This window comes from Myceligenerans pegani (genome assembly GCF_014892515.1).
GTDB classification, from domain to species: domain Bacteria; phylum Actinomycetota; class Actinomycetes; order Actinomycetales; family Cellulomonadaceae; genus Myceligenerans; species Myceligenerans pegani.
Genome location: NZ_JADBGR010000017.1, coordinates 32,175 through 55,090, shown reverse-complemented (window position 1 = coordinate 55,090; position 22,916 = coordinate 32,175). Strand labels below are relative to the sequence as shown.

The 22,916-nt window shown below is 71.1% G+C and carries 23 protein-coding genes; 5 read left to right on the top strand and 18 right to left on the bottom strand.

The window, feature by feature from the left end; translation table 11 throughout:
• From IIE03_RS01145 to IIE03_RS01130, 4 genes are all read right to left on the bottom strand, one after another.
• On the bottom strand, positions 1-1,899 hold a 1,899-nt coding region (locus IIE03_RS01145; RefSeq protein WP_192860890.1), incomplete at its 3' end, for a choice-of-anchor G family protein.
• 413 nt (positions 1,900-2,312) lie between these two features.
• A complete protein-coding gene (locus tag IIE03_RS26555) occupies positions 2,313-4,643 on the bottom strand; it encodes a LuxR C-terminal-related transcriptional regulator (RefSeq protein WP_192860889.1) in 2,331 nt (776 codons plus the stop codon).
• Between the two features lie 274 nt (positions 4,644-4,917).
• Complete coding sequence (locus tag IIE03_RS01135) at positions 4,918-5,238, bottom strand: hypothetical protein (RefSeq protein ID WP_192860888.1); 321 nt, start codon at positions 5,236-5,238, stop codon at positions 4,918-4,920.
• Positions 5,239-5,385: 147 nt separating this feature from the next.
• Positions 5,386-7,044 (bottom strand): bifunctional ADP-dependent NAD(P)H-hydrate dehydratase/NAD(P)H-hydrate epimerase, encoded by a 1,659-nt coding sequence (locus IIE03_RS01130; RefSeq protein ID WP_192860887.1) that lies wholly within the window; start codon positions 7,042-7,044, stop codon positions 5,386-5,388.
• Between the two features lie 206 nt (positions 7,045-7,250).
• On the opposite strand from IIE03_RS01130, the gene IIE03_RS01125 reads away from it, so the two are divergent.
• A complete protein-coding gene (locus IIE03_RS01125) occupies positions 7,251-8,300 on the top strand; it encodes an LLM class F420-dependent oxidoreductase (RefSeq protein WP_192860886.1) in 1,050 nt (349 codons plus the stop codon).
• The gene (locus tag IIE03_RS01120) at positions 8,297-8,647 is read left to right on the top strand and encodes a holo-ACP synthase (RefSeq protein ID WP_192860885.1); all 351 of its coding nucleotides are present in this window, start codon (positions 8,297-8,299) and stop codon (positions 8,645-8,647) included. Before IIE03_RS01125 ends, IIE03_RS01120 begins: the two co-directional genes overlap by 4 nt.
• Positions 8,648-8,657: 10 nt before the next feature.
• Here the strand turns inward: IIE03_RS01120 and glmS are convergent, their stop codons facing one another.
• Positions 8,658-10,592 (bottom strand): glutamine--fructose-6-phosphate transaminase (isomerizing), encoded by a 1,935-nt coding sequence (gene glmS, locus IIE03_RS01115; RefSeq protein WP_225997059.1) that lies wholly within the window; start codon positions 10,590-10,592, stop codon positions 8,658-8,660.
• 123 nt (positions 10,593-10,715) lie between these two features.
• Between glmS and coaA the strand changes: the two genes are divergently transcribed.
• Complete coding sequence (coaA, locus tag IIE03_RS01110) at positions 10,716-11,699, top strand: type I pantothenate kinase (RefSeq protein ID WP_318842724.1); 984 nt, start codon at positions 10,716-10,718, stop codon at positions 11,697-11,699.
• Positions 11,700-11,714: 15 nt separating this feature from the next.
• Here the strand turns inward: coaA and IIE03_RS01105 are convergent, their stop codons facing one another.
• From IIE03_RS01105 to rplM, 4 genes are all read right to left on the bottom strand, one after another.
• Entirely contained in the window at positions 11,715-12,398 is a 684-nt protein-coding gene (locus IIE03_RS01105; RefSeq protein WP_192860884.1) for a DedA family protein, read from the bottom strand.
• A gap of 102 nt (positions 12,399-12,500) precedes the next feature.
• Positions 12,501-13,865: a phosphoglucosamine mutase gene (gene glmM, locus IIE03_RS01100; protein WP_192860883.1), complete on the bottom strand. Its 1,365-nt coding sequence runs from the start codon at positions 13,863-13,865 to the stop codon at positions 12,501-12,503.
• A gap of 212 nt (positions 13,866-14,077) precedes the next feature.
• Positions 14,078-14,563: a 30S ribosomal protein S9 gene (gene rpsI / locus IIE03_RS01095; RefSeq protein ID WP_192860882.1), complete on the bottom strand. Its 486-nt coding sequence runs from the start codon at positions 14,561-14,563 to the stop codon at positions 14,078-14,080.
• A 43-nt stretch (positions 14,564-14,606) separates the two neighbouring features.
• On the bottom strand, positions 14,607-15,056 hold the full coding sequence (gene rplM / locus IIE03_RS01090) for a 50S ribosomal protein L13 (protein ID WP_192860881.1): 450 nt from the start codon (positions 15,054-15,056) through the stop codon (positions 14,607-14,609).
• Between the two features lie 268 nt (positions 15,057-15,324).
• Between rplM and IIE03_RS01085 the strand changes: the two genes are divergently transcribed.
• Complete coding sequence (locus tag IIE03_RS01085) at positions 15,325-15,738, top strand: DUF5709 domain-containing protein (protein WP_192860880.1); 414 nt, start codon at positions 15,325-15,327, stop codon at positions 15,736-15,738.
• Positions 15,739-15,855: 117 nt separating this feature from the next.
• Here IIE03_RS01085 and truA read toward each other — a convergent pair whose 3' ends face one another.
• Entirely contained in the window at positions 15,856-16,737 is an 882-nt protein-coding gene (gene truA, locus IIE03_RS01080; protein ID WP_192860879.1) for a tRNA pseudouridine(38-40) synthase TruA, read from the bottom strand.
• A 231-nt stretch (positions 16,738-16,968) separates the two neighbouring features.
• On the opposite strand from truA, the gene IIE03_RS01075 reads away from it, so the two are divergent.
• Positions 16,969-17,727 carry an ROK family protein gene (locus IIE03_RS01075; RefSeq protein WP_318842723.1) on the top strand — a complete coding sequence of 253 codons (759 nt, stop codon included), beginning with the start codon at positions 16,969-16,971 and terminating at the stop codon, positions 17,725-17,727.
• 61 nt (positions 17,728-17,788) lie between these two features.
• On the opposite strand, the gene rplQ is transcribed toward IIE03_RS01075, so the two are convergent.
• The 8 genes from rplQ to map all read right to left on the bottom strand — a co-directional run bounded on the left by rplQ (position 17,789) and on the right by map (position 22,912).
• Positions 17,789-18,325 carry a 50S ribosomal protein L17 gene (gene rplQ / locus IIE03_RS01070; protein ID WP_192860877.1) on the bottom strand — a complete coding sequence of 179 codons (537 nt, stop codon included), beginning with the start codon at positions 18,323-18,325 and terminating at the stop codon, positions 17,789-17,791.
• A 73-nt stretch (positions 18,326-18,398) separates the two neighbouring features.
• Positions 18,399-19,418: a DNA-directed RNA polymerase subunit alpha gene (locus IIE03_RS01065; protein ID WP_192860876.1), complete on the bottom strand. Its 1,020-nt coding sequence runs from the start codon at positions 19,416-19,418 to the stop codon at positions 18,399-18,401.
• Between the two features lie 175 nt (positions 19,419-19,593).
• Entirely contained in the window at positions 19,594-19,983 is a 390-nt protein-coding gene (rpsK, locus tag IIE03_RS01060; RefSeq protein WP_123815716.1) for a 30S ribosomal protein S11, read from the bottom strand.
• A gap of 137 nt (positions 19,984-20,120) precedes the next feature.
• Positions 20,121-20,495 carry a 30S ribosomal protein S13 gene (gene rpsM, locus IIE03_RS01055; protein WP_192860875.1) on the bottom strand — a complete coding sequence of 125 codons (375 nt, stop codon included), beginning with the start codon at positions 20,493-20,495 and terminating at the stop codon, positions 20,121-20,123.
• A 168-nt stretch (positions 20,496-20,663) separates the two neighbouring features.
• Positions 20,664-20,777 (bottom strand): 50S ribosomal protein L36, encoded by a 114-nt coding sequence (gene rpmJ, locus IIE03_RS01050; RefSeq protein WP_003956441.1) that lies wholly within the window; start codon positions 20,775-20,777, stop codon positions 20,664-20,666.
• A gap of 169 nt (positions 20,778-20,946) precedes the next feature.
• Complete coding sequence (infA, locus tag IIE03_RS01045) at positions 20,947-21,168, bottom strand: translation initiation factor IF-1 (protein WP_123815718.1); 222 nt, start codon at positions 21,166-21,168, stop codon at positions 20,947-20,949.
• Between the two features lie 340 nt (positions 21,169-21,508).
• Complete coding sequence (locus tag IIE03_RS01040) at positions 21,509-21,919, bottom strand: hypothetical protein (protein ID WP_192860874.1); 411 nt, start codon at positions 21,917-21,919, stop codon at positions 21,509-21,511.
• Between the two features lie 102 nt (positions 21,920-22,021).
• Positions 22,022-22,912 (bottom strand): type I methionyl aminopeptidase, encoded by an 891-nt coding sequence (map, locus tag IIE03_RS01035; RefSeq protein ID WP_192860873.1) that lies wholly within the window; start codon positions 22,910-22,912, stop codon positions 22,022-22,024.
• Positions 22,913-22,916 lie beyond the last annotated feature (4 nt).

The window sequence follows — 22,916 nt, the reverse complement described above, 5'->3', positions numbered from 1 at the left end:
CGTCGAGTTCGGCGTGTAGCCCTCACCGGTCACCACCGTGCACTCACCCGGAGCAACCTCCGTCGGGTCCACCGTGATCGTGGGCTCGATCGGTGCCGGGGTGATCACGACAGGCGTCTCCGCAGGGGTCCCGGTCTCGTCGTCGGTGCCGATGATCGTGTAGTCACCCGGCGGCGTGTCCGGCGGCGTGCAGAGATCGACCGTGAACGCGCCGTTCTCGTCGGTCTCGGCCACGATCGGGTCACCCACGGGGTTGCCGTCGGCGTCCGCCAGCTGCACCGTCACCGTCGAGTTCGGCGTGTAACCCTCACCCGACACGACCGTGCACTCGCCAGCCGGGAACTCCGGCGGGTCAGCGGTCAGGACCGGCTCGATGGCCGTGGCGCAGGCGTCGATCCGCACACCGGAGTTACCGAAGTCAAGTCGACCGACGTCAGCCGACTGCACCAGAGCAATACTCAGTGCGGAGACCTTGAGCGAGTCGACCAGTTCCTCACCCGTGTCGGAGACACAGGTCGTCGTCTCCTGATGGTTGATCTGCACCGAGATGATCTCGGTGAACGCGTCGAGGAACGGCCCCAGGATGTCCACCCAGAGTGTTTCCGCGATCAGGTCCGTCTTGAGATCGGTGATCAGAAGGGTGAACAGCTCGTCTCCCTCATCGCTGATGAGGAAGTTGTACACGGCCGCGAACAACGGTGTCAGCAGCGCACCCGAGGTGTTGATCGTCGTTGCGAGCGTCTGGCAGACAACCGTGGCGGTCACACCGGTGCAGTTCGTCTCGACAGGCGCGAGGTTCCCGCTGGCGGCGTCCGCGAGCGAGACCGTCCACGACACGTCGACGACGTCACCGGGAAGCGGGCCCTCCTCATACCACTGGCAATTGATCGAAACAGCATTCAGCGACTCTTCGACAGCGGTCGCCATGATCTGGATGGCTTCCTGGATCACTTCGTGCGTCGACTCGCCGATCTGCGGGTACATCTCGTCGCTGATGACCTCGTAGTTCGGCGGGAGACCGTTCATACCGGCATCGTCGCCTCCGAACCACGGGTCGCTGCCCTCGAGAATGTGCTCGAGGTGGAGCTCGAGCTGACCCGTGGAGAAGTCAACACTGACCATCTGGTTCGCCGAGGTGATCGGTTCACCCACGACTGCGTTGACGATCGTGCCCTGCATGTTCGAGTCCACCGTGCACTCCGGCGCCGGCAGACCCGGCACCGGCAACAGATCCGCGAGCGCTCCGACGTCGAACAGCCCGTTGACCGTGTCCTCGACCGCGGTGTCGACCTGACCGCCCACATCGGAGATCGTTGCGGCGATGTCCTCGACCATCGGTGAGTGAACCAGCAGCGATGCATCACCGAGGATGTACTGCCCCGGACCGCCCACACCATCGGGGTCCAGGAACACACCGTCCTCAGCGATCACCTCGGAGCCCAGCGCACCGAGCTGAAGGTCGATCTGGTCGACGAACGCGTCCGTGATCCCGGACACACCGGCGGCATCCGCCAGTGCCAACAGGTCGAGCGTGGTGGTTCCCCAGTCGCCCTCGGACGTCCCGTCGATCGTCACGCCACCGTCGGGGCCGATCAAGCCAGACGCTGCCCGGCCGTCGATCGGCGACGTGGCCTCGCTGGAGCTGGCGAGCCCCCCCAGCTGACCGAAGTCCATGAACTGGTCGACGGGCAGCGCGATGTCACCCAGCTGGAAGAGCTGAGACCCGAGCACGTCCACGTCGAGGTTCTCGATGTTGGGACCCGGGTCGGTGTCCCAGCCCGCCACCGACGTGGCCGCGCCCAGGAGCTCCTGCTCCATGAGCTCCGACATCAGCACGCTGGCCCCGGCCTCCGCGGGGTCGTCAGGGTACGTGTCGAGCGCCGACGCAGGGACGCTCAATCCGGCGACGCAGAGTGCGGCGCCGGCACCGATCGCGACAGAGCGGCGCCATCTGGCTCGCCCTCGCAATCGGTGTCGTCGTGAAGACAACTGTGTTCGCCTCAAAGGAACTCACTCCTCACAGGTTGCGCCGTCTGGGCGGCGTCGGAATGACGGTGGGACACGAAAAAACCACACGAGTCCCACGTTCAGCGAACACAAGATCCAGGGGATTTGCATGCCCTGTCATCAGATATGCCCCAGCGCAGGCGAACGCACCATGGCGCACTTGGGTCATTCGGACGCGCTATTCCGGAATAACCTCATCTTTCCCCGTCGTCACGGAAAGAATCGCAAGCCGTAGACGAATAAATTTCACCCGCCAGTAGATATGGCAAGCCCGGATCGCCTGACGGGCGATCCGGGCTCGGGACCTACACCTCGGCCGCGGCCCACCGCGGCGGGCATTCCTCCGCCAGGCGGATGAGATCCCTGCGGTCGCGGATGCCCAGGCGCTGGTAGACCTGCCGCAGCCGGTTCACGACCGTCCGCTCCGAGACGAACACCGACTCCGCGATCTTCGAGTTCGTCGCGCCCTTGAGAGCGAGCCGCACCATGGTCCGCTCTTCCCGGCGGAGCCCCTCCCACCGGTTGCTCGCCACCGCGCCTCCGGACGCGGTCTGCGCGGTGTCGATGCCGCGCGTCCACCCGGCCAGCCCGGCGAGCTGCGCGAGGGTCCGGCCGCGGTCGAACGCAGCCACCGCGACGCCGGCGTCTCCTCGCGCGGCGCGGAAGCGGCCGTAGGCGACGAGCGTGCGCACGTGCTGACGGATCGAGGCCGGCGGGGTCGAGGCGCGGACCGCCTCGTCGAAGGCGGCCAGCGCACCGTCGCCGTCGGCGAGCAGGGCGGCGCCGCGCGCCGCGGCGGCGCGCAGGTCGGCGGACAGAACGCCGCACTCGTCGACCGCGGTGTCCCCGGCGGCGGCAGGGAGCGACTGCACGTCCCCCGCGGACACCGCCGCGTCCACGAGGTCGGCGCGGACCATGACCGGGCACTGGTACGGCCACCGGCACTGCTCGGCCGACACGGCCAGCAGCGAGACTGCCTCCCGCGCCCGTCCCAGGAGCAGGTGGGCGGCGCCGACATCGGCGGCGAACTCCGCCGCCGCACGCGCCGACCAGGTCCCGAGGACGTCGGGGACGCCCGCATCCGGGACGCGGCCGTCGATGGCCGCGTCCGCGAGTGCCGTGAGCCCTCGCAGCACCAGCCACCCGTCGCACCCGGGGCGCAGCCGGCGCACGGCGTCCAGGTGTCGCCGCACGTCATGGAACTGTCCTTCGACGGCCGCGACCATGGCCGCGCTGAGACTCCGCGCGACGTGTTCGGCGGCGCCCTGGACATCGTCGTCCACGTGTCCCGCCACGAGCGCGCGGGCGCCGGACACGTCGCCGAGCATGAGGCGCATCCGCGTCTGCAGGTGCAGCCCCAGCCAGTGCTGGCCGGGCGTCTCGCCGACCGTGTCGAGGTCGGCGCGGAGCTGATCGGGGTCGTGCACGACGCCCTCGGCCTCGACCGCGAGCGCGGCGGCCGCGAGACGCCGGGCGGCTTCCCTGACGGGCCCGTCCACGCCCGCCGAGCCGCGCCACCACGCATGATCGGCCCATTCGCGGCAGTCGACGGCGCCCGCCAGGCCCGGCCGCGGAATGCCCCAGGTCTGCCCGGTCAGCACCGAGACGGTGAACGCCAGGGCGCGGTTCTTCGGCCCCTCCACGGACAGCGGACCGGCTCGCAGGACGGGGTTGAGCTCCTGCATGTGGAGGCCGCGGAGCATCGCCTCGCCTCTGCGTTCCGATGTGGGCGCGGCCGGGCGTTCGGCTCGGCGCCGTTCGGCGCAGAGCACCGCGACGAGCGGATGTCGGAGGAACCAGGTCTCGCCGCGCAGTTCGGTCAGGCCGAGCTCGGCGAGCCTGTTCAGCGACGGGTCGTCCCCGAGGCCGGCGGCCCCGTCCCAGGGCTCCTCGCCGAGGCTCGACCCGGTCTGGCGCAGCACGAAGGACGCGAGGAGATCCGCCTCCGGCTCGTCGACGGTCTCGAGGGCGTGGCGGTAGGTCCGCTGGGCGGCGGAGCCCGCGGTGTCGGGGCCGTGCCAGAGCGCTCCGCCGCGCAGCTGGGCCACGGAGAGGTCCTGGGCCAGTTCGAGGGCGAGCCGCGGATTCCCCGCGCTCCACCAGGTGATCCGCTCGACGACGTCAGAGGCGATCGCCAGGCCCAGCGCGTCGGTCAGGAAGTGGCGCAGCGCCGGCGCGTCGAGGGGACCGAGGCGGAGGACGTCGAGCTCGTCGGGCAGTGTTCCGGGCGCGAGTTCCTCCGCGGCGACGACGACCCGGCAGTCCAGCGCGAACGCCTCGTCGACCAGGTGCTGCAGCCAGGAGAGCCGCTCCTCGGTCAGCACGCCCGCGTCGTCGACGAACACGACACGTGGGACCGTACCGCCGAGATTCTGGGTCACGCTCTCGAAGAATCCGGTCGTCGGCCTGCCGTCGGCGCCGGGGGCCGCGACCGTGAGGTCGGAGCGTTCCGTGTCGCCGAGGAATCGTGCGTGCGGGCGACGGGACCAGATCCTCTGGACGCGGAGCACGGGGACGTCGGGGCCCAGGCCGCGCAGCGCGTGCATGACCGTGGCGGTCTTTCCGGATCCGCTCGGGCCCACGACCATCAATGTCCGAGGATCGATCTCCGAGGCGACCCCGGCGATCGTCCGCACTTCGCGATCCCTTCCGTGAAGCGCGTATTCGCGCACGTTCTCCGTGGTCATGCCGACGGCCTGACGAGGCTCACCATCGAGCACTCGAGGCGATACTGTCCGTGTCCTCACGCGCACCCACCCCCTTTTTGTGGCAGCGGTTACTTTTCCCGGGGGTGCGATGCGAGTGTATGACGAAAACGCGATCCCGCTCGGTTTATACAAGTGGTGCGGGTGGGATTAATGGGCCCTTGCCGGAATTGTGCTGGCCTTTCCCGACGAGAGTGAAGGCTCCTTACCCGTCCGACACGAGCGTCAACTGGACCGAGACGGGCAACAGGCGCGACGCCTCAGGCAGCCAGCCGCACCACGTCCGGCTCAGCTCCAGCGGCGACGGTGGTCCGGGGACGAGGCGGTGCCGCAGGGCGAGCCGCTTGGCAGCGCCCTCGTCGTTCAGCGTCACATAGACGGTGAGGCCGTCGATCCGTGTCGGCTCGACATCTCCGTCCCCACCCGCGACCTCGACAGCTTCTCGCTGGATCCGCAGGGCCAGGCTGTCCAGGCGGGCGAAACTGTCGACGACCTCGTGGAACTGGAACTCTGCATCGATGCTCATGCACCCAAGACGCGGGAGACGACGACATCTCACAGCACTCCGGGAAACTTTCTGAGGCAACTTCCAGCAGCGGACGATCCTGCCCTGACGGGCCGCAGCAAGCGAGCCGGAGTCATGGGCCGCGACGGCAGGCCCGGGCGGCTCGCGTCAGCGCGCCAGCACGTCGGCGATCACGCGCGGCAGGGCATCCGCCACGTCCGTCGCCGACACCGGGCCGCCACCGCTGGCCAGTGCCCCCGCCCGGCCGTGCAGCACGACGGCGGCCGCGGCCACCCGGCTCGTCAGCGAGGGATCGGCGAGCACGTCGTCCGCGCGCGCCGCGAGCAGGGTGCCGAGCAGGCCGGCCAGCACGTCGCCCGCACCCGCCGTGGCCAGCCAGGCAGGCGCCTCGGCCTGCGCGAACGTCACGCCCGAACCGACGATCACCGTGACAGCACCCTTCAGAAGCACCGTGGCACCGGTCGCGCGCTGCGCCGCGCGCGCCCACCGCACCGGCTCGGCCTCGATGTCCGCCCGGTCCACCTCGTGCCCCAGCCCGCGCATCAGTTCGGCCAGTTCCCCGGCGTGCGGGGTGAGGACCGCGATCTCGGGGAGCCGGTGCTCCAGCATCGCCATGGCCCCGGCGTCGATGACGGCGGGCACGACGCCGCCGGTCACCTCCGCGTCGAGCACCCCTGTCACGGCCGCCAGCGCACCGTAGACGCGCCGGTCCTGCCCCGCGTCGGACCCGTCGGAGGGAATGCCGGGCCCGAGCACCCAGGACTGGACCCGCCCGCCCGCGGTGACCACCTCGGGATGCCGGGTCAGGATCCTGTCGGTCACGGTCGTCGGACCGAGTGCGCGCACCATGCCCGCACCGGAACGAACCGCCCCCGCGGCCACGAGTACCCCGGCGCCGGGGTACTTCTCGGTCCCGGCCACGACGCCCACCACACCGCGGGTGTACTTGTGGTCGCGCACACCGGGAACGCGCAGGACCGCCGCGGCGTCGGCCTCCTCCATCCGGAGGGTGCCCGGGACCTGAGGGCCCTGCGCGGCCCCGAGGCCGACGTCGGCCACCTCCACGACGCCGGCGACGTGGGCGGCCGGCGGGAGGAGGAGGCCGGGCTTGTGGGCACCGAAGGTCAGGGTCCGGTCGGCCGGGAGCACCGGTCCGGGCACGGAACCGTCGTCGACCCCGATGCCGCTGGGCACGTCGACGGCGATCACCCACGGCCACGGGGCTCCGGTCGCCTCGGCTGCCGCCCGCGACTCGACGAGCGCCCGGACGATCCCGCCGGAGGGCGGCCGGAGCGCGCCCCGGGATCCGACACCGACGAGCCCGTCGAGGACCACATCCGCAGCGGCGACCTGTTCGACGACGACCGGGACGCGCAGCTCGGACCGTGCGATCACCTCGCCACCGGCGGCCTCGAGCGCCGCGAGACCCTCGGCGTGGACCGCGCTCGCCACGAGGAACGCGGTGACCCGCATGCCGGACCGCGCCAGGTGCGCGCCGGCGAAGAGGGCGTCGCCACCGTTGTTGCCGGCGCCGACGAGCAGGACCGCTCGTGCGCCGTGCGCGGCGTTCCGGGACACGCCGTGGCGGCGGGGAGGCCGGACGCGGCCCGGCCCCGGAACGCCGTCGGACCCGAGTGCCCCCGCGAGCCGGAGCCGCGGTGAGCTGCCGGCGGACCGCCGCCGGGCGACGTCCGCGAGCGCCGTCCGGGCCAGCGCACGCGCGGCACGGTCCATGAGCGGAGTACCCGCGTCGAGCAGCGGCTTCTCTGCCGCACGAATCTCATCTGCCGTCCATGCCTCGATCACGGGCCCTATGATGCCCGCTTTTTGTCACGGTTCGGTAAGGCAACGTTCCTTCGCCGACGTTTCCGCCGACGACGGACCGGCGTCGGCACCGCGCGGCCCCTGAATGCGGTACCCGGCGGGCGGCCCGCGGCCACGAGCCTGCACCACCTGCGGCGGTTGTGGACAAGGGACGACACCTGCCCGCGGGACCTCCTAGGCTCAGGGTCATGCGATTCGGACTCTTCATCCCGCAGGGCTGGCGGCTCGACCTCGTCGACATCGCGCCCGAGGACCACTGGCCGACGATGTTGTCGCTGCTGCACCGTGCCGAGAACCAGGCGGCGGGCGAGGCCGTCCCGGGCGGCGGCTTCGCCTGGGAGTCGGCCTGGGTCTACGACCACTTCCACACCGTTCCGCAGCTCACCCAGGAGGCGACGCACGAGGCGTGGACGCTGATGGCGGCGTTCGCCGCGGCGTCGCAGCGGGTACGCCTGGGGCAGATGTGCACGTGCATGGCCTACCGGGAGCCCACCTATCTCGCGAAGGTGGCCTCCACCGCGGACGTGATCTCGGGCGGCCGCGTCGAGATGGGCATCGGCGCCGGCTGGTACGAGCACGAGTGGCGCGCCTACGGCTACGGCTTCCCGACGGCCGGCGAGCGGCTGCGCGCGCTGGACGAGGGCGTGCGGATCATGGAGAGCATGTGGCGCACGGGTACCTCGGGCACGTTCGAGGGTGAGCGCTACCGGGTGGACGGCGCTCGTTGCTACCCGCAGCCGCTGCAGCGGCTCCCGGTGGGCGACGGCGGCGCCGAGGTGCCCAGCATCCCGTTGTGGATCGCGGGCGGCGGGAAGAAGAAGACCCTGCGCATCGCCGCGCGGCACGCGCAGTACACGAACTTCGCGGGCGATCCGGAGGGCTTCGCGCACAAGTCGTCGGTGCTCCGCGGGCACTGCGACGATCTGGGCCGTGACTTCGGGGCGATCACGCGGTCGGCCAACTACAACGTCGTGATCGGCGCGACGGAGAAGGACGTCGCCGAGCGGCTCGCCTGGATCGAGGAGCACCTGCGCCGGTGGGCGCCGGAGCGCGCCGAGCACGAGATCGGCGTGTGGCGGAACGCCTATCTGACCGGCACGCCGGAGCAGATCGTGGAGAAGCTGCGTGCGGTCGAGGAGCTCGGCATGACGTACGCCATCACGTACTTCCTGGAGGCCGCCTACGACCAGTCCGGCATCGAGTTGTTCGAGAAGCAGGTCATCCCGGAGCTTCAGTGATCATCGGGGTGGGGATCGACGTCGTCGACGTCGGCCGGTTCATGGCGACGCTGGAGCGCACGCCCCGGCTTCGCGAGAAGCTGTTCACGCCGGCCGAGCGGGACCTGCCGCCGTCGTCGCTGGCGGCCCGGTTCGCCGCGAAGGAGGCCATCGCCAAGGCCCTCGGCGCCCCGGGCGGCATGCGCTGGCACGACGCGACGGTGCACCGTGTCGTCGGAGGGCCGCCCGAGGTGGAGCTCACGGGAACGGTCGCCGCGCGTGCCGATCAGCTCGGCGTGCGGCACTGGCACCTGACGATCTCCCACGACGCGGGTATCAGCTCGGCGATGGTCATCGCGGAGGGCTGAGGCTTCGCGACTACTCCACGGTGACCGACTTGGCGAGGTTGCGGGGCTGGTCGACGTCGAGGCCCTTGGCCGTGGCCAGTGCCATCGCGAAGATCTGCAGCGGGACGACGGCGAGCAGCGGCTGCAGCAGCGTCGGTGCCTTCGGGATCCAGAAGACCTCGTCGGCGTACTTGCGCACCTCGTCGTCGCCGTCCTCGGCGATGACGAGCGTGTGCGCGCCGCGCGCCCGGATCTCCTGGATGTTGGAGACCACCTTGGAGTGCAGGGAGTCGCGCCCGCGCGGCGAGGGGACGACGACGAACACCGGCTGCCCCTCGTCGATCAGGGCGATCGGCCCGTGCTTCAGCTCGCCCGCCGCGAAGCCCTCGGCGTGGATGTAGGCCAGCTCCTTCAGCTTGAGCGCGCCCTCCAGCGCCACCGGGAAGCCGACGTGCCGGCCGAGGAACAGCACCTTGTCGCAGTCGCTCATCGAGCGGGCCGTCGCGCGCACGTACTCGCCGCGCTCGATCACGGTCTGGATCTTGCGCGGCATGTCGCGGAGGTCGTCCAGGAGCGACGCGATCTCGTCGGGGAACTTGTTGCCGCGCAGCTGTGCCAGGTACAGCCCCAGCAGGTACGCGGCGGTGATCTGGGCCAGGAACGCCTTGGTCGAGGCGACGGCGATCTCGGGCCCCGCGTGCGTGTACAGCACCGCGTCCGACTCCCGCGGGATGGTCGAGCCGTGCGTGTTGACGATGGAGACGACCTTGGCGCCCTGCTCGCGGGCGTGGCGTACCGCCATCAGCGTGTCCATGGTCTCGCCGGACTGGGTCACGGCGACCACGAGCGTCCGCTCGTCCACGATCGGGTCGCGGTAGCGGAACTCGTGCGCGAGCTCCACCTCGACCGGGATGCGGCACCAGTGCTCGATCGCGTACTTGGCGACGTGGCCGGAGTACGCCGCGGTGCCGCAGGCGATCACGATGATCTTGTTCACGGCGCGCAGCACGGACTCGTCGATCCGCAGGTCGTCCAGGACGAGGTTGCCGGCGGCGTCGGTCCGGCCCAGGAGCGTGTCGGCGACGGCGTGCGGCTGGTCGTGGATCTCCTTGTCCATGAAGGAGTCGAAGCCGCCCTTCTCGGCGGCCGCCGCGTCCCAGTCCACCGTGTAGCGCTTCGCCTCGGCCCGGTTCCCGGCGAAGTCCGTCACCTCGACCGACGTCGGCGTGATGGTCACCACCTGGTCCTGGCCGAGCTCCATGGCCTCCTTGGTGTGCGCGATGAACGCCGCCACGTCCGAGCCCAGGAAGTTCTCGCCCTCACCGAGCCCGACGACCAACGGCGAGTCGTGCCGCGCGCCCACCACCCTCGCGGGATCGTCCGCATGGACGGCGAGCAGGGTGAACGTGCCGGCCAGGCGGGTCGCCGCGGACGCCATGGCCCGCGTCAGGTCCCCGGTCGCGCGGTACTCCCGGGCGACGAGGTGCGCGGCCACCTCGGTGTCGGTCTCGGAACGGAACTCCGCGCCCTCGGCGGCGAGTTCGGCACGCAGCTCGCCGAAGTTCTCGATGATGCCGTTGTGGATCACCGCGAGCCGGTCCCCGTCCGCGAGGTGCGGGTGGGCGTTGGTGTCCGTCGGCCCGCCGTGCGTCGCCCAGCGCGTGTGCCCGATGGCCGATGTCGCCGGCGGGAGCGGCCGCAGGTCGAGCTCCTCCACGAGATTGGCGAGCTTCCCGGCCTTCTTCGCGGCGGCGACACCGTCGATCCCGGGGCCGACGAGGGCCACGCCCGCCGAGTCGTACCCGCGGTACTCCAGACGCCGCAGCCCTTCCAGCACGACCGCCAGCGGTGCGGCCGACCCGGCCTCCTGGCGGGTCCCGCCGTCGCCCCGTCCGTCCTCACCGGCGCCGCCCTCGTTGTCCGCGCTGGCGCCGCTCAGGCCCGTGTATCCGACGATTCCGCACATGGTCGCGAGTCTACCCGCGCCCCCCTACCATAAGTTCGCGGTCCTTACAAGGGTCGCCACGGCCTCCCTCCGGCGCCGCAGGGCGGCGCGAAGCACTCCTGCGGGTGGTGCAGAATCGTGCGCGTGGCACACCAGTCTTCGACCACGATTCGTGAGCACCTGCTGTCGCTGGCGCCGGCATCTCCGTACGTGGACCTCGACCGCGCGGCCTGGAGCCGCCTCTCCGCGTCGACCCCCCTCCCGCTGACCGACGACGACGTCAACCGGCTCCGAGGGCTCGGCGACCCGATCGACCTGAACGAGGTCGACGCCGTCTACCGCCCGCTGTCACGCCTGCTCAACCTCTACGTCAACGCGGTGACCGGCCTGCACGGTGCCACGGCGGCATTCCTGCAGGAACAGCCGCCGCGCACCCCGTACGTCATCGGCGTCGCCGGCTCGGTCGCCGTCGGGAAGTCGACCACCGCACGGATCCTGCGCGAGATGCTGGCCCGCTGGCCCTCGACGCCGCGCGTCGAGCTCCTCACCACGGACGGCTTCCTCTACCCGAACACCGAGCTGGAGCGGCGCGGCCTCATGGAGCGCAAGGGCTTCCCCGAGGCCTACGACCGGCGGGCCCTGATCCGCTTCCTGTCGCGGATCAAGGCCGGGCAGGAGGAGGTGCGCGCCCCGCGCTACTCGCACACGATCTACGACATCGTGCCCGGCGAGGAGGTGGTGATCCGCAAGCCGGACGTCCTCATCGTCGAGGGCCTCAACGTGCTCCAGCCGGCGCGGCCCTCCGCGATCGACGAGTCGACCGTCGCCGTCAGCGACTACTTCGACTTCTCCATCTACGTCGACGCCCGCACACGGAACATCCGCCAGTGGTACGTCGACCGGTTCCTGCAGCTGAGGCGCACGGCCTTCCAGCGTCCGGAGTCCTACTTCCGCAAGTACGCCGATCTGTCCGACGACGACGCCACCGCCCGCGCCCTGAGCATCTGGGAGTCGATCAACGCGCCGAACCTGGAGCAGAACATCCTGCCCACGCGCGGGCGCGCCACCCTGGTCCTCACCAAGGGCGCGGACCACAAGGTCCAGCGGGTCCGCCTGCGCAAGCTCTAGCTCTGTTTTCCGGAGCTACGCCGCCGCGCGTTCGTCGGAGGGCTCCGCGACATGCTCCGGGTCCTCGTCGTCCACGTCCGGGCGGCGGCGCTGGAACCACATCACGACCTTGTCGATGACGAATCCCGCCGTGATGCCGAAGACGATCCCGACGCCGATCGCCAGGAGCGGCTCGTGGCCGAGCCACGCCGCCGCCAGGATCCCGATCCCCGCCGAGTACAGCGACCACATCACCGAGGCGATCGCCGCGATGATCATGAACCGGCGCCGTGGGTAGTGGACGGCTCCCGCGGTCATGTTCACCGCCACCCGGCCGATCGGGACGTACCGCGCCGCGAGGATGAAGGAGGCCCCGCGCCGCGCCAGGAGGCGTTCGGCCCGGGCCACCATCCGCCTGCCGCGCTCGGAACGCAGGAACGGCACGCGCTCGGTGCCGATCGCCCGCCCGATCTGGTAGGCGATCTGGTCCCCGGTCCACGCCCCGAGCGCCCCAGCCACCAGGACCAGGGGCAGCCACGGGACCCCGGTGCTGTGCGCGGCCACGGCCAGCGTGATCAGCACCGACTCGCTCGGCAACGGCGGGAAGAAGCCGTCCACCGTCGCGAATCCGAACATGGCGGCGTAGACCCACGGCGACGCCGCCAGGTCGAGGACCCAGAGCTCGAGGGCTTCCAGGAAGGCGTAGATCGGTTCCAGCACGCGCCAAGCGTAAGCAGCCGGGCACCCTGATTGTCACCAGGTTCGTCCCTGATTCGCGCCCCTGACTCACCGCCCCACCGATACCCCCGCAAACCCTGAGAGCTAGAGCGCGAGGTGCTCCCGCACCGCCGACGCCAGGTGCTCCGCCTCGGCCTCCGCCTGGTCCTGCGTCGCGGCCTCCACCATGACCCGGACCACCGGCTCCGTCCCGCTCGGGCGGAGCAGCACCCGTCCGGTGTCCCCGAGCCGTTCCTCCGCCGCGACCACGGCGGCCTTGACGGCGTCGTCAGTCCCGGCGCGCGACTTGTCGACGCCCTTCACGTTCACGAGCGTCTGCGGCAGCCGCCGGATGTCCGCGCCGAGCTCGGCGAGACGCCGGCCCGCGGTCTTCACGCGTGCCGCCAGGTGCAGCGCGGTCAGCACGCCGTCGCCGGTCGTGGCGTGGTCGGCCAGGATGATGTGCCCGGACTGCTCGCCGCCCAGACCGTAGCCCTTCGCCCGCATCTCCTCGAGGACGTACCGATCGCCGACGGCGGTCTGCACGGTGCTGATCCCTGCCTCCCGCATCGCGAGGATCAGCCCGAGGTTCGACATCACGGTCACGACCAGCGTGTCGTCCGGCAGCCGGCCCTCGGCGTGGAGGGCGGAGGCGAGGATGCCGAGGATCTGGTCGCCGTCGACGATCTCACCCGTGTGGCTGACGGCGATGCACCGGTCGGCGTCGCCGTCGAACGCGACCCCGAAATCCGCCTCCGACGCCACGACCACGGCCTGCAGCTGCTCGGGGTGGGTGGAGCCGCACTTCTCGTTGATGTTCCGCCCGTCGGGGCTCGCGTTGATGACGACGACATCGGCCCCCGCCTCGCGCAAGGCCTGCGGCCCGACCTCGCTGGCCGCGCCGTTCGCGCAGTCCAGCGCGATCCGCAGCCCCTCGAGCGGACGGTGGTCCAGCGTGGTCCCGATGCTCTCGGTGAGGTGCTTGACGTACTTCGCCGCGGCGAGTCCGGGGTCGAGGCGGATGCGGCCGACATCGGCGCCCACCGGGCGCTCCCATTCCGCGTCCAGCACGGCGGCCACGGCGTCCTCGACGGCGTCGTCCAGCTTCAGCCCGCCCCGCTGGAAGAACTTGATCCCGTTGTCCGGCATCGCGTTGTGCGACGCCGAGATCATGACGCCGAGGTCGGCGTCCAGCTCGCTGACCAGGTACGCCAGGGCCGGTGTGGGGAGCACGCCGAGATCGATCACGTCGACGCCCGCCGAGGCCAGGCCGGCGGCCACGGCGCCGCTGAGCAGCTCGCCCGACGCCCGCGGGTCCCGCCCGACGACCGCACGCGGACGCGGGCCCAGGATCTCGCCCTGGGCGGTCAGCACCCGGGCCGCGGCGCTCCCCAGCGAGAGCGCCAGCTCCGCCGTGATGTCGCGGTTGGCGAGCCCTCGCACGCCGTCGGTGCCGAACAGCCTGCCCATGTGTGGTGTCCCTCCGTGCCGAAAGATGTGCGACCAAGATTAGTGGGCGCACGAAGAACGTGAAAAACGCAGTGGCCCCGCACGACAATGCCGTGCGGGGCCACCGGAAACGCGGCGTGATCGTCAGCGCTCCGCTGTCCGAAGCGCTTCCTCGGAGTCCGCTCCGGGCACGTGCCTCGTACCTCGGCCCGTACCCTCCGCCGCGCCCTTCGTCAGCGCTTGCTGTACTGCGGCGCCTTGCGGGCCTTCTTGAGACCGGCCTTCTTGCGCTCGACCGCGCGGTCGTCACGCGTGAGGAAGCCGGCCTTCTTCAGGGCCGGGCGGTTCGACTCGGCGTCGATCGCGTTCAGCGCGCGGGCGATGCCCAGGCGCAGCGCGCCGGCCTGGCCGGAGCTGCCGCCGCCGTTGATGCGCGCGATCACGTCGAAGCGGCCCTCGACCTCGACCAGCTTCAGCGGGTCGTTGACCAGCTGCTGGTGCACCTTGTTGGGGAAGTAGTCCTCCAGGGTGCGGCCGTTGATCTTCCACTGGCCGGTGCCGGGGACGAGGCGCACGCGCGCCACGGCCTCCTTGCGGCGCCCGACGGCCTGGCCGGGAGCGGTGAGGGACGAGCCGCCCGTAGCGGGGGCGGCCGTCTCGCTGGTGTAGGTGCTGGGCGTGGTCTCGTCCAGTTCGGTGTCGACGGTGGTCTCAGCCACTGTGTAGTCCTCGCGTCCTTCGCGTTGCGATCCGGCAGCGGCCTCAGGCCTGCTGCGAAACCTGGGTGATCTCGAACGGCTTCGGCTGCTGCGCCGCGTGCGGGTGCTCGGCACCCGCGTAGACCTTGAGCTTCTTGATCTGCTCGCGGCCGAGCGTCGTCTTCGGGAGCATCCCGCGGACGGCCTTCTCGATGGCCTTGCGCGGGCTCTTCTCGATCAGCTCGCCGTACGGCGTAGCGGTCAGACCGCCCGGGTAGCCGGAGTGGCGGTACGCCATCTTGTTCTCGCGCTTGTTGCCGCTGAGGGCGACCTTCTCCGCGTTGATGACGATGACGAAGTCGCCGCCGTCGACATGCGGAGCGAAGGTCGGCTTGTGCTTCCCGCGCAGCAGCGTGGCGACCTGGGAGGCCAGGCGGCCCAGGACGACGTCGGTCGCGTCGACGACGTGCCAGTCACGCTGGACGTCGCCGGGCTTGGGGGTGTACGTACGCACGGTTCGTAACCTTCTGTTCTCGGTGTCGTCGGGCGAGAAGCGGCGCCCGATGAGTCAGGGTCATTGTGCGCGGGAGCTCATGGTGACGCCCGGGCCAGACATCGGCGTGCGAGTGGGGCGCTGCCGGTGCAGGACGTCGGAGACATAGCACAACGACGACCCAGAATACCCGGGCGTTCCGAGCAGGGTCAAAGCGAGCGGGGTACACCGCCCACGTGGTGTTCGACACCCCCTCGCCTCACGGCCGCGAATATGTCACCGTAGACCCATGAGCGGCGACACGACCGCCACGTCGCCGGACCCGGAGTACGGCGCCGAGGGCGACACGGACCAGTTGCAGCAGGCCGACACCCTGCTGGACCGGGGCACGCCGGATGTGCTCGACGAGGGCTACTCCCCGCCCGACTACCCCCGCAAGAACCACTGGGGCGAGACCGCGTGGGAGGAGAGCCACGGCGAGCCGCTCGACCAGCGCCTCGCCGAGGAGGAGCCGGAGAGCTGGGACAGGGACCCGCTCGCCCGTCCGGACACCTCGCGAGCCGGCCGCCTCGTCGAGGACGACGACGCCGACCCGGGCGAGGACGGCGGCCGCGAGAACGACCTGTACGGCGACGACGCCGGCATCGACGGCGCGGGCGCGAGCGCCGAGGAGGCGGCGGTCCACTGGGTCCAGGAGCCCTGAGACCGTGCCTTCCGGAGCCGCCGGGCTCAGCCGTCCTCGGCTCGTACCTCGCCGCCGGGCGTCTTCGCTACCCGTCCGGCGGCCCGGGACCGGTGGCGTGGCTGAGGACCGCCGGACCTAACCGAGCACTTCCTCGTCCATGCGCTTCGCTCGGATGCGCGCGGCACGCTCGGCGAGTTCGTCGTCGGCCGGATAGGTGATCTCCTCCAGCACGAGACCCTGCGGCGGCACGACGGCGGCTCCCGCGGTACGCCTGCGGTTCGCGAGCAGTTCGGCGGGCCACTCGACGGGCCGGCGGCCCTCCCCCACGGCGATGGAGGCACCGACGATCGCACGCACCATGTTGTGGCAGAACGCGTCCGCGACGACCCGCGCCACCACGAGGCCGGCGTCGGCCCCCGACGCCGGGCGTTCCCATCCGACGTCGAGCAGTTCACGGATCGTCGTCGCGCCGGGGCGCGGCTTGCAGTAGGCGGCGAAGTCGTGCAGGCCGACGAGCGGCCGGACGGCCTCGTCCATGGCGGCGGCGTCGAGCGGTCTGCGGCTGAACAGCACGTGGGTGCGTCGCAGGGGGTCGCGGCCGCCGACGTCGTCGGCGATGCGGTAGGTGTACCGCCGGTGCAGCGCGGAGAAGCGCGCGTCGAACCCGTCCGGCGCGGGCGCCGCACGACGCACGACGACGTCCGCGGGGAGCACGCCCGCCAGGCGCGCCACCATCGCGTCTCCCGGAGAGCGATCGGACCGTCCGGGCATCCGCTCCCAGCGACTCACCGGGACGTCCACGTGGGCGACCTGGCCGCGCGCGTGCACGCCGGCGTCCGTGCGGCCCGCGACGGTGAGCCGCGGCGCGGGAAGCCCGAGCGGCTCGGTGCGGAGGATCGTCGCGAGCCCGTCCTCCAGGACGCCCTGCACGGTGCGCTCCGTGGGCTGGCGTGCCCAGCCGGCGAACTTGGTCCCGTCGTAGGCGAGGTCGAGCCTGATCCGGATGAGATCGTCCACGATGACATTCTCCCTTCCCGGCGGACCTGCCGGCTGAGCCCAAGGTCCGGTACACCCTCCCGTGCCGGCGGGGACCGGCCGGCAGGCGCGCCGGCGAGGATGCCGACGGGCGCGCCGGCGGGGATCGGCCGGCGTGTCGGTGTCGCGCCGTGCCCGTCGCACATGCCCTTTCCGCCGGCCGATCCGCGGCTGCAACCCCCGTCGCCCCGCCGCGGTGCGTACCGTTGGGGCGTGACAGACGTTCTGACGCTGGCCGTGGACTGCGGCGGGAGCGGGATCAAGGCCGCCGTGCTCGACACCGCCGGAACCGCCCACGCCCAGCCGGTGCGGGTTCCGACGCCGTACCCGCTCACCCCGGAACTCCTCGTCGACGTGATCGCGAAGCTCGCCACCGATCTCCCCGGCGCGCAGCGGGTCACCGTGGGGATGCCCGGGATGATCCGCAGTGGCGTCGTCGTCCACACGCCGCACTACATCACGCGGTCCGGGCCGCGCTCGCGCGTCGATCCCACGCTGGCCACGGCCTGGACGAACTTCGACATGCAGGCCGCCGTGGCGGACCGGCTGGGCATGCCGGCCCTCGTGCTGAACGACGCCGAGGTGCACGGCGCGGGCGTCGTCGCGGCCTCCGGGCTCGAGCTCGTGCTGACCCTCGGGACCGGCCTGGGGTCGGCACACTTCCACGGCGGCCGGCTCGCCCCGCACCTGGAGTGGTCGCGGGCACCGATCCGCCGCAGCCTCACGTACGACGAGTACATCGGCGAGCCGGAACGCCGCCGGCTCGGCGACGGGCTCTGGTCCCGCCGTGTGGTGAACGTGGTCGTCGGGCTGCGGCCGGTGTTCCACTGGGACCGGCTGTACCTGGGCGGAGGCAACTCGCGCAACATCACGCCGTCGGCGCTGGCCCGCCTGGGCGACGACGTCGTCGTCGTACCGAACTCCGCGGGCCTGGTCGGCGGTGCCCGCGCCTGGGACCTCCCGCCCCAGTAACAGCGGAGCCCCGCCGCATTCTGGTGCGGCGGGGCTCCGTCGTGGACGAGGCGTGGACGCGTCAGGCGTCCTTCTTCTCCTCCGACTCCTCGGCCGGGGCCTCCGACTGCTCGGCCGGGGCCTCCGTCGCCTCGGCGGCGGGAGCCTCGGCGGTCTCCTCGGCCTCGGGCTCGGGCTCGGCCGGCGCGGCCTTCTCGGTGGCCTTCGTGGCCTCGGCGACCACGGCCTGCTTCGGGCTCACCGGCTCGGTGACGAGCTCGATGACGGCCATCGGGGCGTTGTCACCCTTGCGGGGACCGATCTTGGTGATGCGCGTGTAACCGCCGTTGCGCTCGGCCATGGTCGGCGCGATCTCGGTGAACAGCGTGTGCACCACGCCCTTGTCGCGCACGACGCGCAGGACCCGGCGCCGCGCGTGCAGGTCGCCCTTCTTGGCGAAGGTGATCAGCTTCTCGGCCAGCGGGCGCAGGCGCTTCGCCTTCGTCTCGGTGGTCGTGATGCGGCCGTGCTCGAACAGCGCGGTGGAGAGGTTCGCGAGGATCAGACGCTCGTGAGCCGGGCTACCGCCGAGGCGCGCACCCTTGGTAGGGGTAGGCATTGCATGTGCTCCTTAGGGATGTACCGCCGCCGGGGCGCGTTCCGGTGACCGGAACGCGCCCGCGGCGCGGGTGTCAGTACGACTGCTCGTCGCCGCCGCTGTAGGTGGGCGCCGCGTCGTCCCCGCTGAAGTAGTTCGCCCCGGAGTCGAAGTCCAGGGGCGAGTCCTTCAGGCTCAGGTTCAGCTCGGCGAGCTTCTCCTTCACCTCGCTGATGGACTTGGCACCGAAGTTGCGGATGTCGAGCAGGTCCGCCTCGCTGCGCGCCACGAGCTCACCGACCTGGTGGATGCCCTCGCGCTTGAGGCAGTTGTACGACCGGATGGTGAGGTTGAGCTCCTCGATCGGCAGCGCCAGGTCCGCGGCGAGCGCGGTGTCCGTGGGCGACGGGCCGATCTCGATGCCCTCAGCCTCGACGTTCAGCTCACGGGCAAGGCCGAACAGCTCGACGAGCGTCTTGCCGGCCGAGGCGAGCGCGTCACGCGGCGCGATGGCCGACTTGGTCTCGACGTCGACGATGAGCTTGTCGAAGTCGGTGCGCTGCTCGACTCGGGTGGCCTCGACCTTGTACGTGACCTTGAGAACGGGCGAGTAGATCGAGTCGACCGGGATGCGGCCGATCTCCGCGTCGAACGTCTTGTTCTGCGCGGCGGACACGTACCCACGGCCCCGCTCGACGGTCAGCTCGATCTCGAGCTTCCCCTTCTCGTTGAGCGTGGCGATGTGCAGGTCGGGGTTGTGCACCTCGACCCCCGCCGGCGGCACGATGTCCGCGGCGGTGACCACGCCGGCGCCCTGCTTGCGCAGGTACATCACGACGGGCTCGTCGTTCTCCGAGGAGACCACGAGGTTCTTGATGTTGAGGATGATCTCGGTGACGTCCTCCTTCACGCCCGACACCGTGCTGAACTCGTGCAGCACGTTGTCGATGCGGATGGAGGTCACGGCCGCGCCCGGGATGGACGACAGCAGCGTGCGGCGCAACGAGTTGCCGAGCGTGTAGCCGAAGCCGGGCTCGAGCGGCTCGATGGAGAACCGGGAACGGTACTCCGAGATGACCTCTTCGGTCAGCGTGGGGCGCTGTGCGATAAGCACTGTGGGTGTCCTTTCAGCGTGCGTCCGCTATATGACGCATCACGGATCGCGATCTCTCGCGGCCCGGCAAGACTCTGTCCGCTCGCCGGGCGAAGGTGGCTCACCCGTGGGTGAGCGAGTTGCCGCGGACACGCTCCGGCCCGGGAGGGCGCGGGCGTACCGCGTGCGACGAGGGTCAGACGCGGCGACGCTTCGGGGGGCGGCAGCCGTTGTGCGCCTGAGGCGTCACGTCCTGGATCGAGCCCACCTCGAGGCCCGTCGCCTGCAGAGAACGGATGGCGGTCTCACGACCGGAGCCCGGGCCCTTGACGAAGACGTCGACCTTCTTCACGCCGTGCTCCTGGGCGCGGCGGGCGGCCGACTCCGCGGCGAGCTGGGCGGCGTACGGCGTCGACTTGCGGGAGCCCTTGAAGCCGACGTGGCCGGCGGACGCCCACGAGACCACGGCGCCCGAGGGGTCCGTGATCGAGATGATGGTGTTGTTGAACGTGCTCTTGATGTGCGCCTGGCCGAGCGGGACGTTCTTCTTGTCCTTGCGACGCGGCTTGCGAGTCTTGGGAGGCATTGATGCTCACTATCTTGAAACGTGGTGTTTCCCGAGTCCGCCGGAGGGGCATCGGCCCCCGGTCGACGAACTCCGGGTCTGGTCGGACCGGGGCGGGCGCTGCCCGGATGGGCGCTGCCCGCACCTCGGACTGCTTGTCAGCGGGCCTTCTTCTTGCCGGCGACGGTGCGCTTCGGACCCTTGCGGGTACGCGCGTTGGTCTTGGTGCGCTGACCGCGCACCGGCAGCCCGCGACGGTGACGCAGACCCTGATAGGTGCCGATCTCCACCTTGCGGCGGATGTCGGAGGCGACCTCGCGGCGGAGGTCACCCTCGAGCTGGTAGCTGGACTCGAGGTGGTCGCGCAGCGCGACGAGCTGCGTGTCGTCCAGGTCCTTGACCCGGGTGTCGGGGTTGACCCCGGTCGCGGCAAGGGTCTCCTTGGCGCGGGTCCGTCCGACCCCGAAGATGTAGGTGAGCGCGATCTCGACCCGCTTCTCGCGGGGGAGGTCGACGCCGATAAGACGTGCCATGTGCCTGATGGCTCCTGTACTTCTCGTCCGGAGGTCTGCCGCACCGCCATCCCGCGAGATCCGCGGGCCCCGGCCTCCGGGCCGAGGGTTCCCCCGCCTCCTGGCGGGTTCGAGGTGGTGCGCTGGTGGTGGCCGTGGCCACCGGCCCGGGGAATCCCCGGGAGGTGATCAGCCCTGGCGCTGCTTGTGGCGCAGGTTGTCGCAGATCACCATGACGCGACCGTGCCGGCGAATCACCTTGCACTTGTCGCAGATCTTCTTGACGCTCGGCTTGACCTTCATGGTTTCCTCTGACTGTGTTGGAACGTGGCGTGCCCGGGTTCGGCGACCCCGGCTCCGCCCGTTCGGAAACGTGGCATCGGCCGGTCCGGAGACCGGGCTGCGCCCCGCTCCGGCTGTTCCGAAACGTAGCGTTTCCCGAGTTCCGAGACCGGGCTACGCCCCGTTCCGGCTACTTGTAGCGGTAGACGATCCGGCCGCGGGACAGGTCGTACGGGCTGAGCTCGACCACGACCCGGTCCTCCGGAAGGATTCGGATGTAGTTCTGGCGCATCTTGCCCGAGATGTGGGCAAGCACCTTGTGACCGTTCTCCAGCTCCACGCGGAACGTCGCGTTCGGCAGAGCCTCGACCACGCTGCCCTCGATCTCGATGACACCGTCCTTCTTAGCCATATCCTCCGCTAACTCTCGTCGGCCTGTTCCTCGTACCCCGACCCGGGCGCGCGGGAAGCACGCCTCCGTCAGGACGAGGATGTCGTGTGCAGCCGCAGACGCCGGTCCGATGGCGGAACCGACACCCGGCCAGGACCGAGCCGCCAGCGATCGACCTGCCGAAACCACTCTGGAAGCCGAACCCGTGGGGACTGTGCCCTTCAGCGCCGGAAGCGCGGACTACACCCAACGGCCCATCTTATCAGAGGCGCGCCCAATGCCTGCCCGGGTCCTCTCCCGCTCCCCGGAATCGCCGCCCGGCTCCCCCGGCTCCCGTCAGATGCAGCTCCTCCGGATCCCGTCAGATGTCGTACTCGATACCCGGCGGCCCGATCATCGTGTGCGGCAACGCGCCGACGAACAGGACCAGCATCGGCACCCAGCCCAGCAGGACGCCCACGGAGACCGCGATCAGCTCCGACCGCCGCCTCCGGCGCCACAGCCAGGCACCGACGATCCAGCCCACGACGGCGAGCAGGAGCACCGACTCCCACAGCCGCAGCGAGGTGCCGAACCCGACCACGAGCCCCGCCCAGAACCAGACGCCGAACGCCAGCCGCCGCGCCCAGCTGCCGAGCCACCGGCCGAGCCGGGAGAACGCCCCCGCGACGGCGGCCGCCGCGCGCCCTCGCGGAGGAGACGGCACATCGCCGGGCTCGCGGGTCGCCCGGATCGGGGTCAAAGGCCGCAGGGCATGAGCGTCATCGGTCATGTCACGTGAGCATAGACCAACTGACTCCAGCTAAGTAAGAGGTCGCTACCTCCTCGCGCGACCTCTGAAGAGGCCGCTAGCCGCTTCCGGGCGCCATCGACCTCAGTCGAGCGGCGCGATCTCCACGCCGAGCTCGCCCAGGCGTCCCGCTCCCCCGTCCGGCGCGGTCAGCACCCAGACGCCGCCCTCGAGGATCGCGACGCTGTGCTCCCAGTGCGCGGCCCGCGAGCCGTCCGCCGTCACCACGGTCCACTCGTCGTCGAGCACGTGCGTCTCGCCCGTGCCCAGCGTGACCATCGGCTCGATCGCCAGGCACATTCCGGGCCGGAGTCGCGGCCCGCGGTCCCGCACGCGGAAGTTCACGACGTCCGGCGGCTGGTGCATGGCGGTTCCGATGCCGTGCCCCACGTACTCCTCGACGATCCCGTACTCGACGCCGACCAGCTCACCCGCCAGCTCGACGCTCGCCTCCACCGCGCGGCCCACGTCGTTCAACCGGCGCCCGCCGCCCAGGGCGGCGATCCCCGCCCACATCGCGGCCTCGGTGGCGCGCACGAGCTGGGCGTGCGCCACCGAACCGCCCGCCGCCTCCACGGCGTCGTCGGGCGCGTCCACCGGCACAGCGCCGGCGTCCCCGAGCACGAACGAGATCGCGGAGTCCCCGTGCCAGCCGCCCACGATCGCTCCGCAGTCCACGGAGACGAGGTCGCCGACGCCGATCACCCGCCCGCCGGGGATGCCGTGGATCACCTCGTCCCCGACCGACACGCAGATCGCGGCCGGGAACCCCTCGTACCCCAGGAACGACGGCGTCGCGCCGGCGCCACGGATGGCGTCCGACGCGACGGAGTCGAGATCGGCGGTGGTCATGCCCGGGCGGGCCGCTTCCCGGACCGCGGCGAGCGCATCGGCGACGACGAGGCCGGCCCGCCGCATGACGCGCACCTGCTCCGGGGTCTTGTACTCGATGCGCTCCCGGCCGAGCCCGAGCATGCGG

What these genes read in the sequence shown, in the direction of transcription:
- IIE03_RS01135 (WP_192860888.1), bottom strand. Translation starts at nt 5,238, where the DNA reads ATGAGCATCGATGCAGAGTTCCAGTTCCACGAGGTCGTCGACAGTTTC.
- IIE03_RS01125 (WP_192860886.1), top strand. Translation starts at nt 7,251, where the DNA reads ATGCGATTCGGACTCTTCATCCCGCAGGGCTGGCGGCTCGACCTCGTC.
- glmS (WP_225997059.1), bottom strand. Translation starts at nt 10,592, where the DNA reads ATGTGCGGAATCGTCGGATACACGGGCCTGAGCGGCGCCAGCGCGGAC.
- glmM (WP_192860883.1), bottom strand. Translation starts at nt 13,865, where the DNA reads ATGGGCAGGCTGTTCGGCACCGACGGCGTGCGAGGGCTCGCCAACCGC.
- IIE03_RS01085 (WP_192860880.1), top strand. Translation starts at nt 15,325, where the DNA reads ATGAGCGGCGACACGACCGCCACGTCGCCGGACCCGGAGTACGGCGCC.
- rplQ (WP_192860877.1), bottom strand. Translation starts at nt 18,325, where the DNA reads ATGCCTACCCCTACCAAGGGTGCGCGCCTCGGCGGTAGCCCGGCTCAC.
- rpsK (WP_123815716.1), bottom strand. Translation starts at nt 19,983, where the DNA reads ATGCCTCCCAAGACTCGCAAGCCGCGTCGCAAGGACAAGAAGAACGTC.
- rpsM (WP_192860875.1), bottom strand. Translation starts at nt 20,495, where the DNA reads ATGGCACGTCTTATCGGCGTCGACCTCCCCCGCGAGAAGCGGGTCGAG.
- rpmJ (WP_003956441.1), bottom strand. Translation starts at nt 20,777, where the DNA reads ATGAAGGTCAAGCCGAGCGTCAAGAAGATCTGCGACAAGTGCAAGGTG.
- infA (WP_123815718.1), bottom strand. Translation starts at nt 21,168, where the DNA reads ATGGCTAAGAAGGACGGTGTCATCGAGATCGAGGGCAGCGTGGTCGAG.
- IIE03_RS01040 (WP_192860874.1), bottom strand. Translation starts at nt 21,919, where the DNA reads ATGACCGATGACGCTCATGCCCTGCGGCCTTTGACCCCGATCCGGGCG.
- map (WP_192860873.1), bottom strand. Translation starts at nt 22,912, where the DNA reads ATGCTCGGGCTCGGCCGGGAGCGCATCGAGTACAAGACCCCGGAGCAG.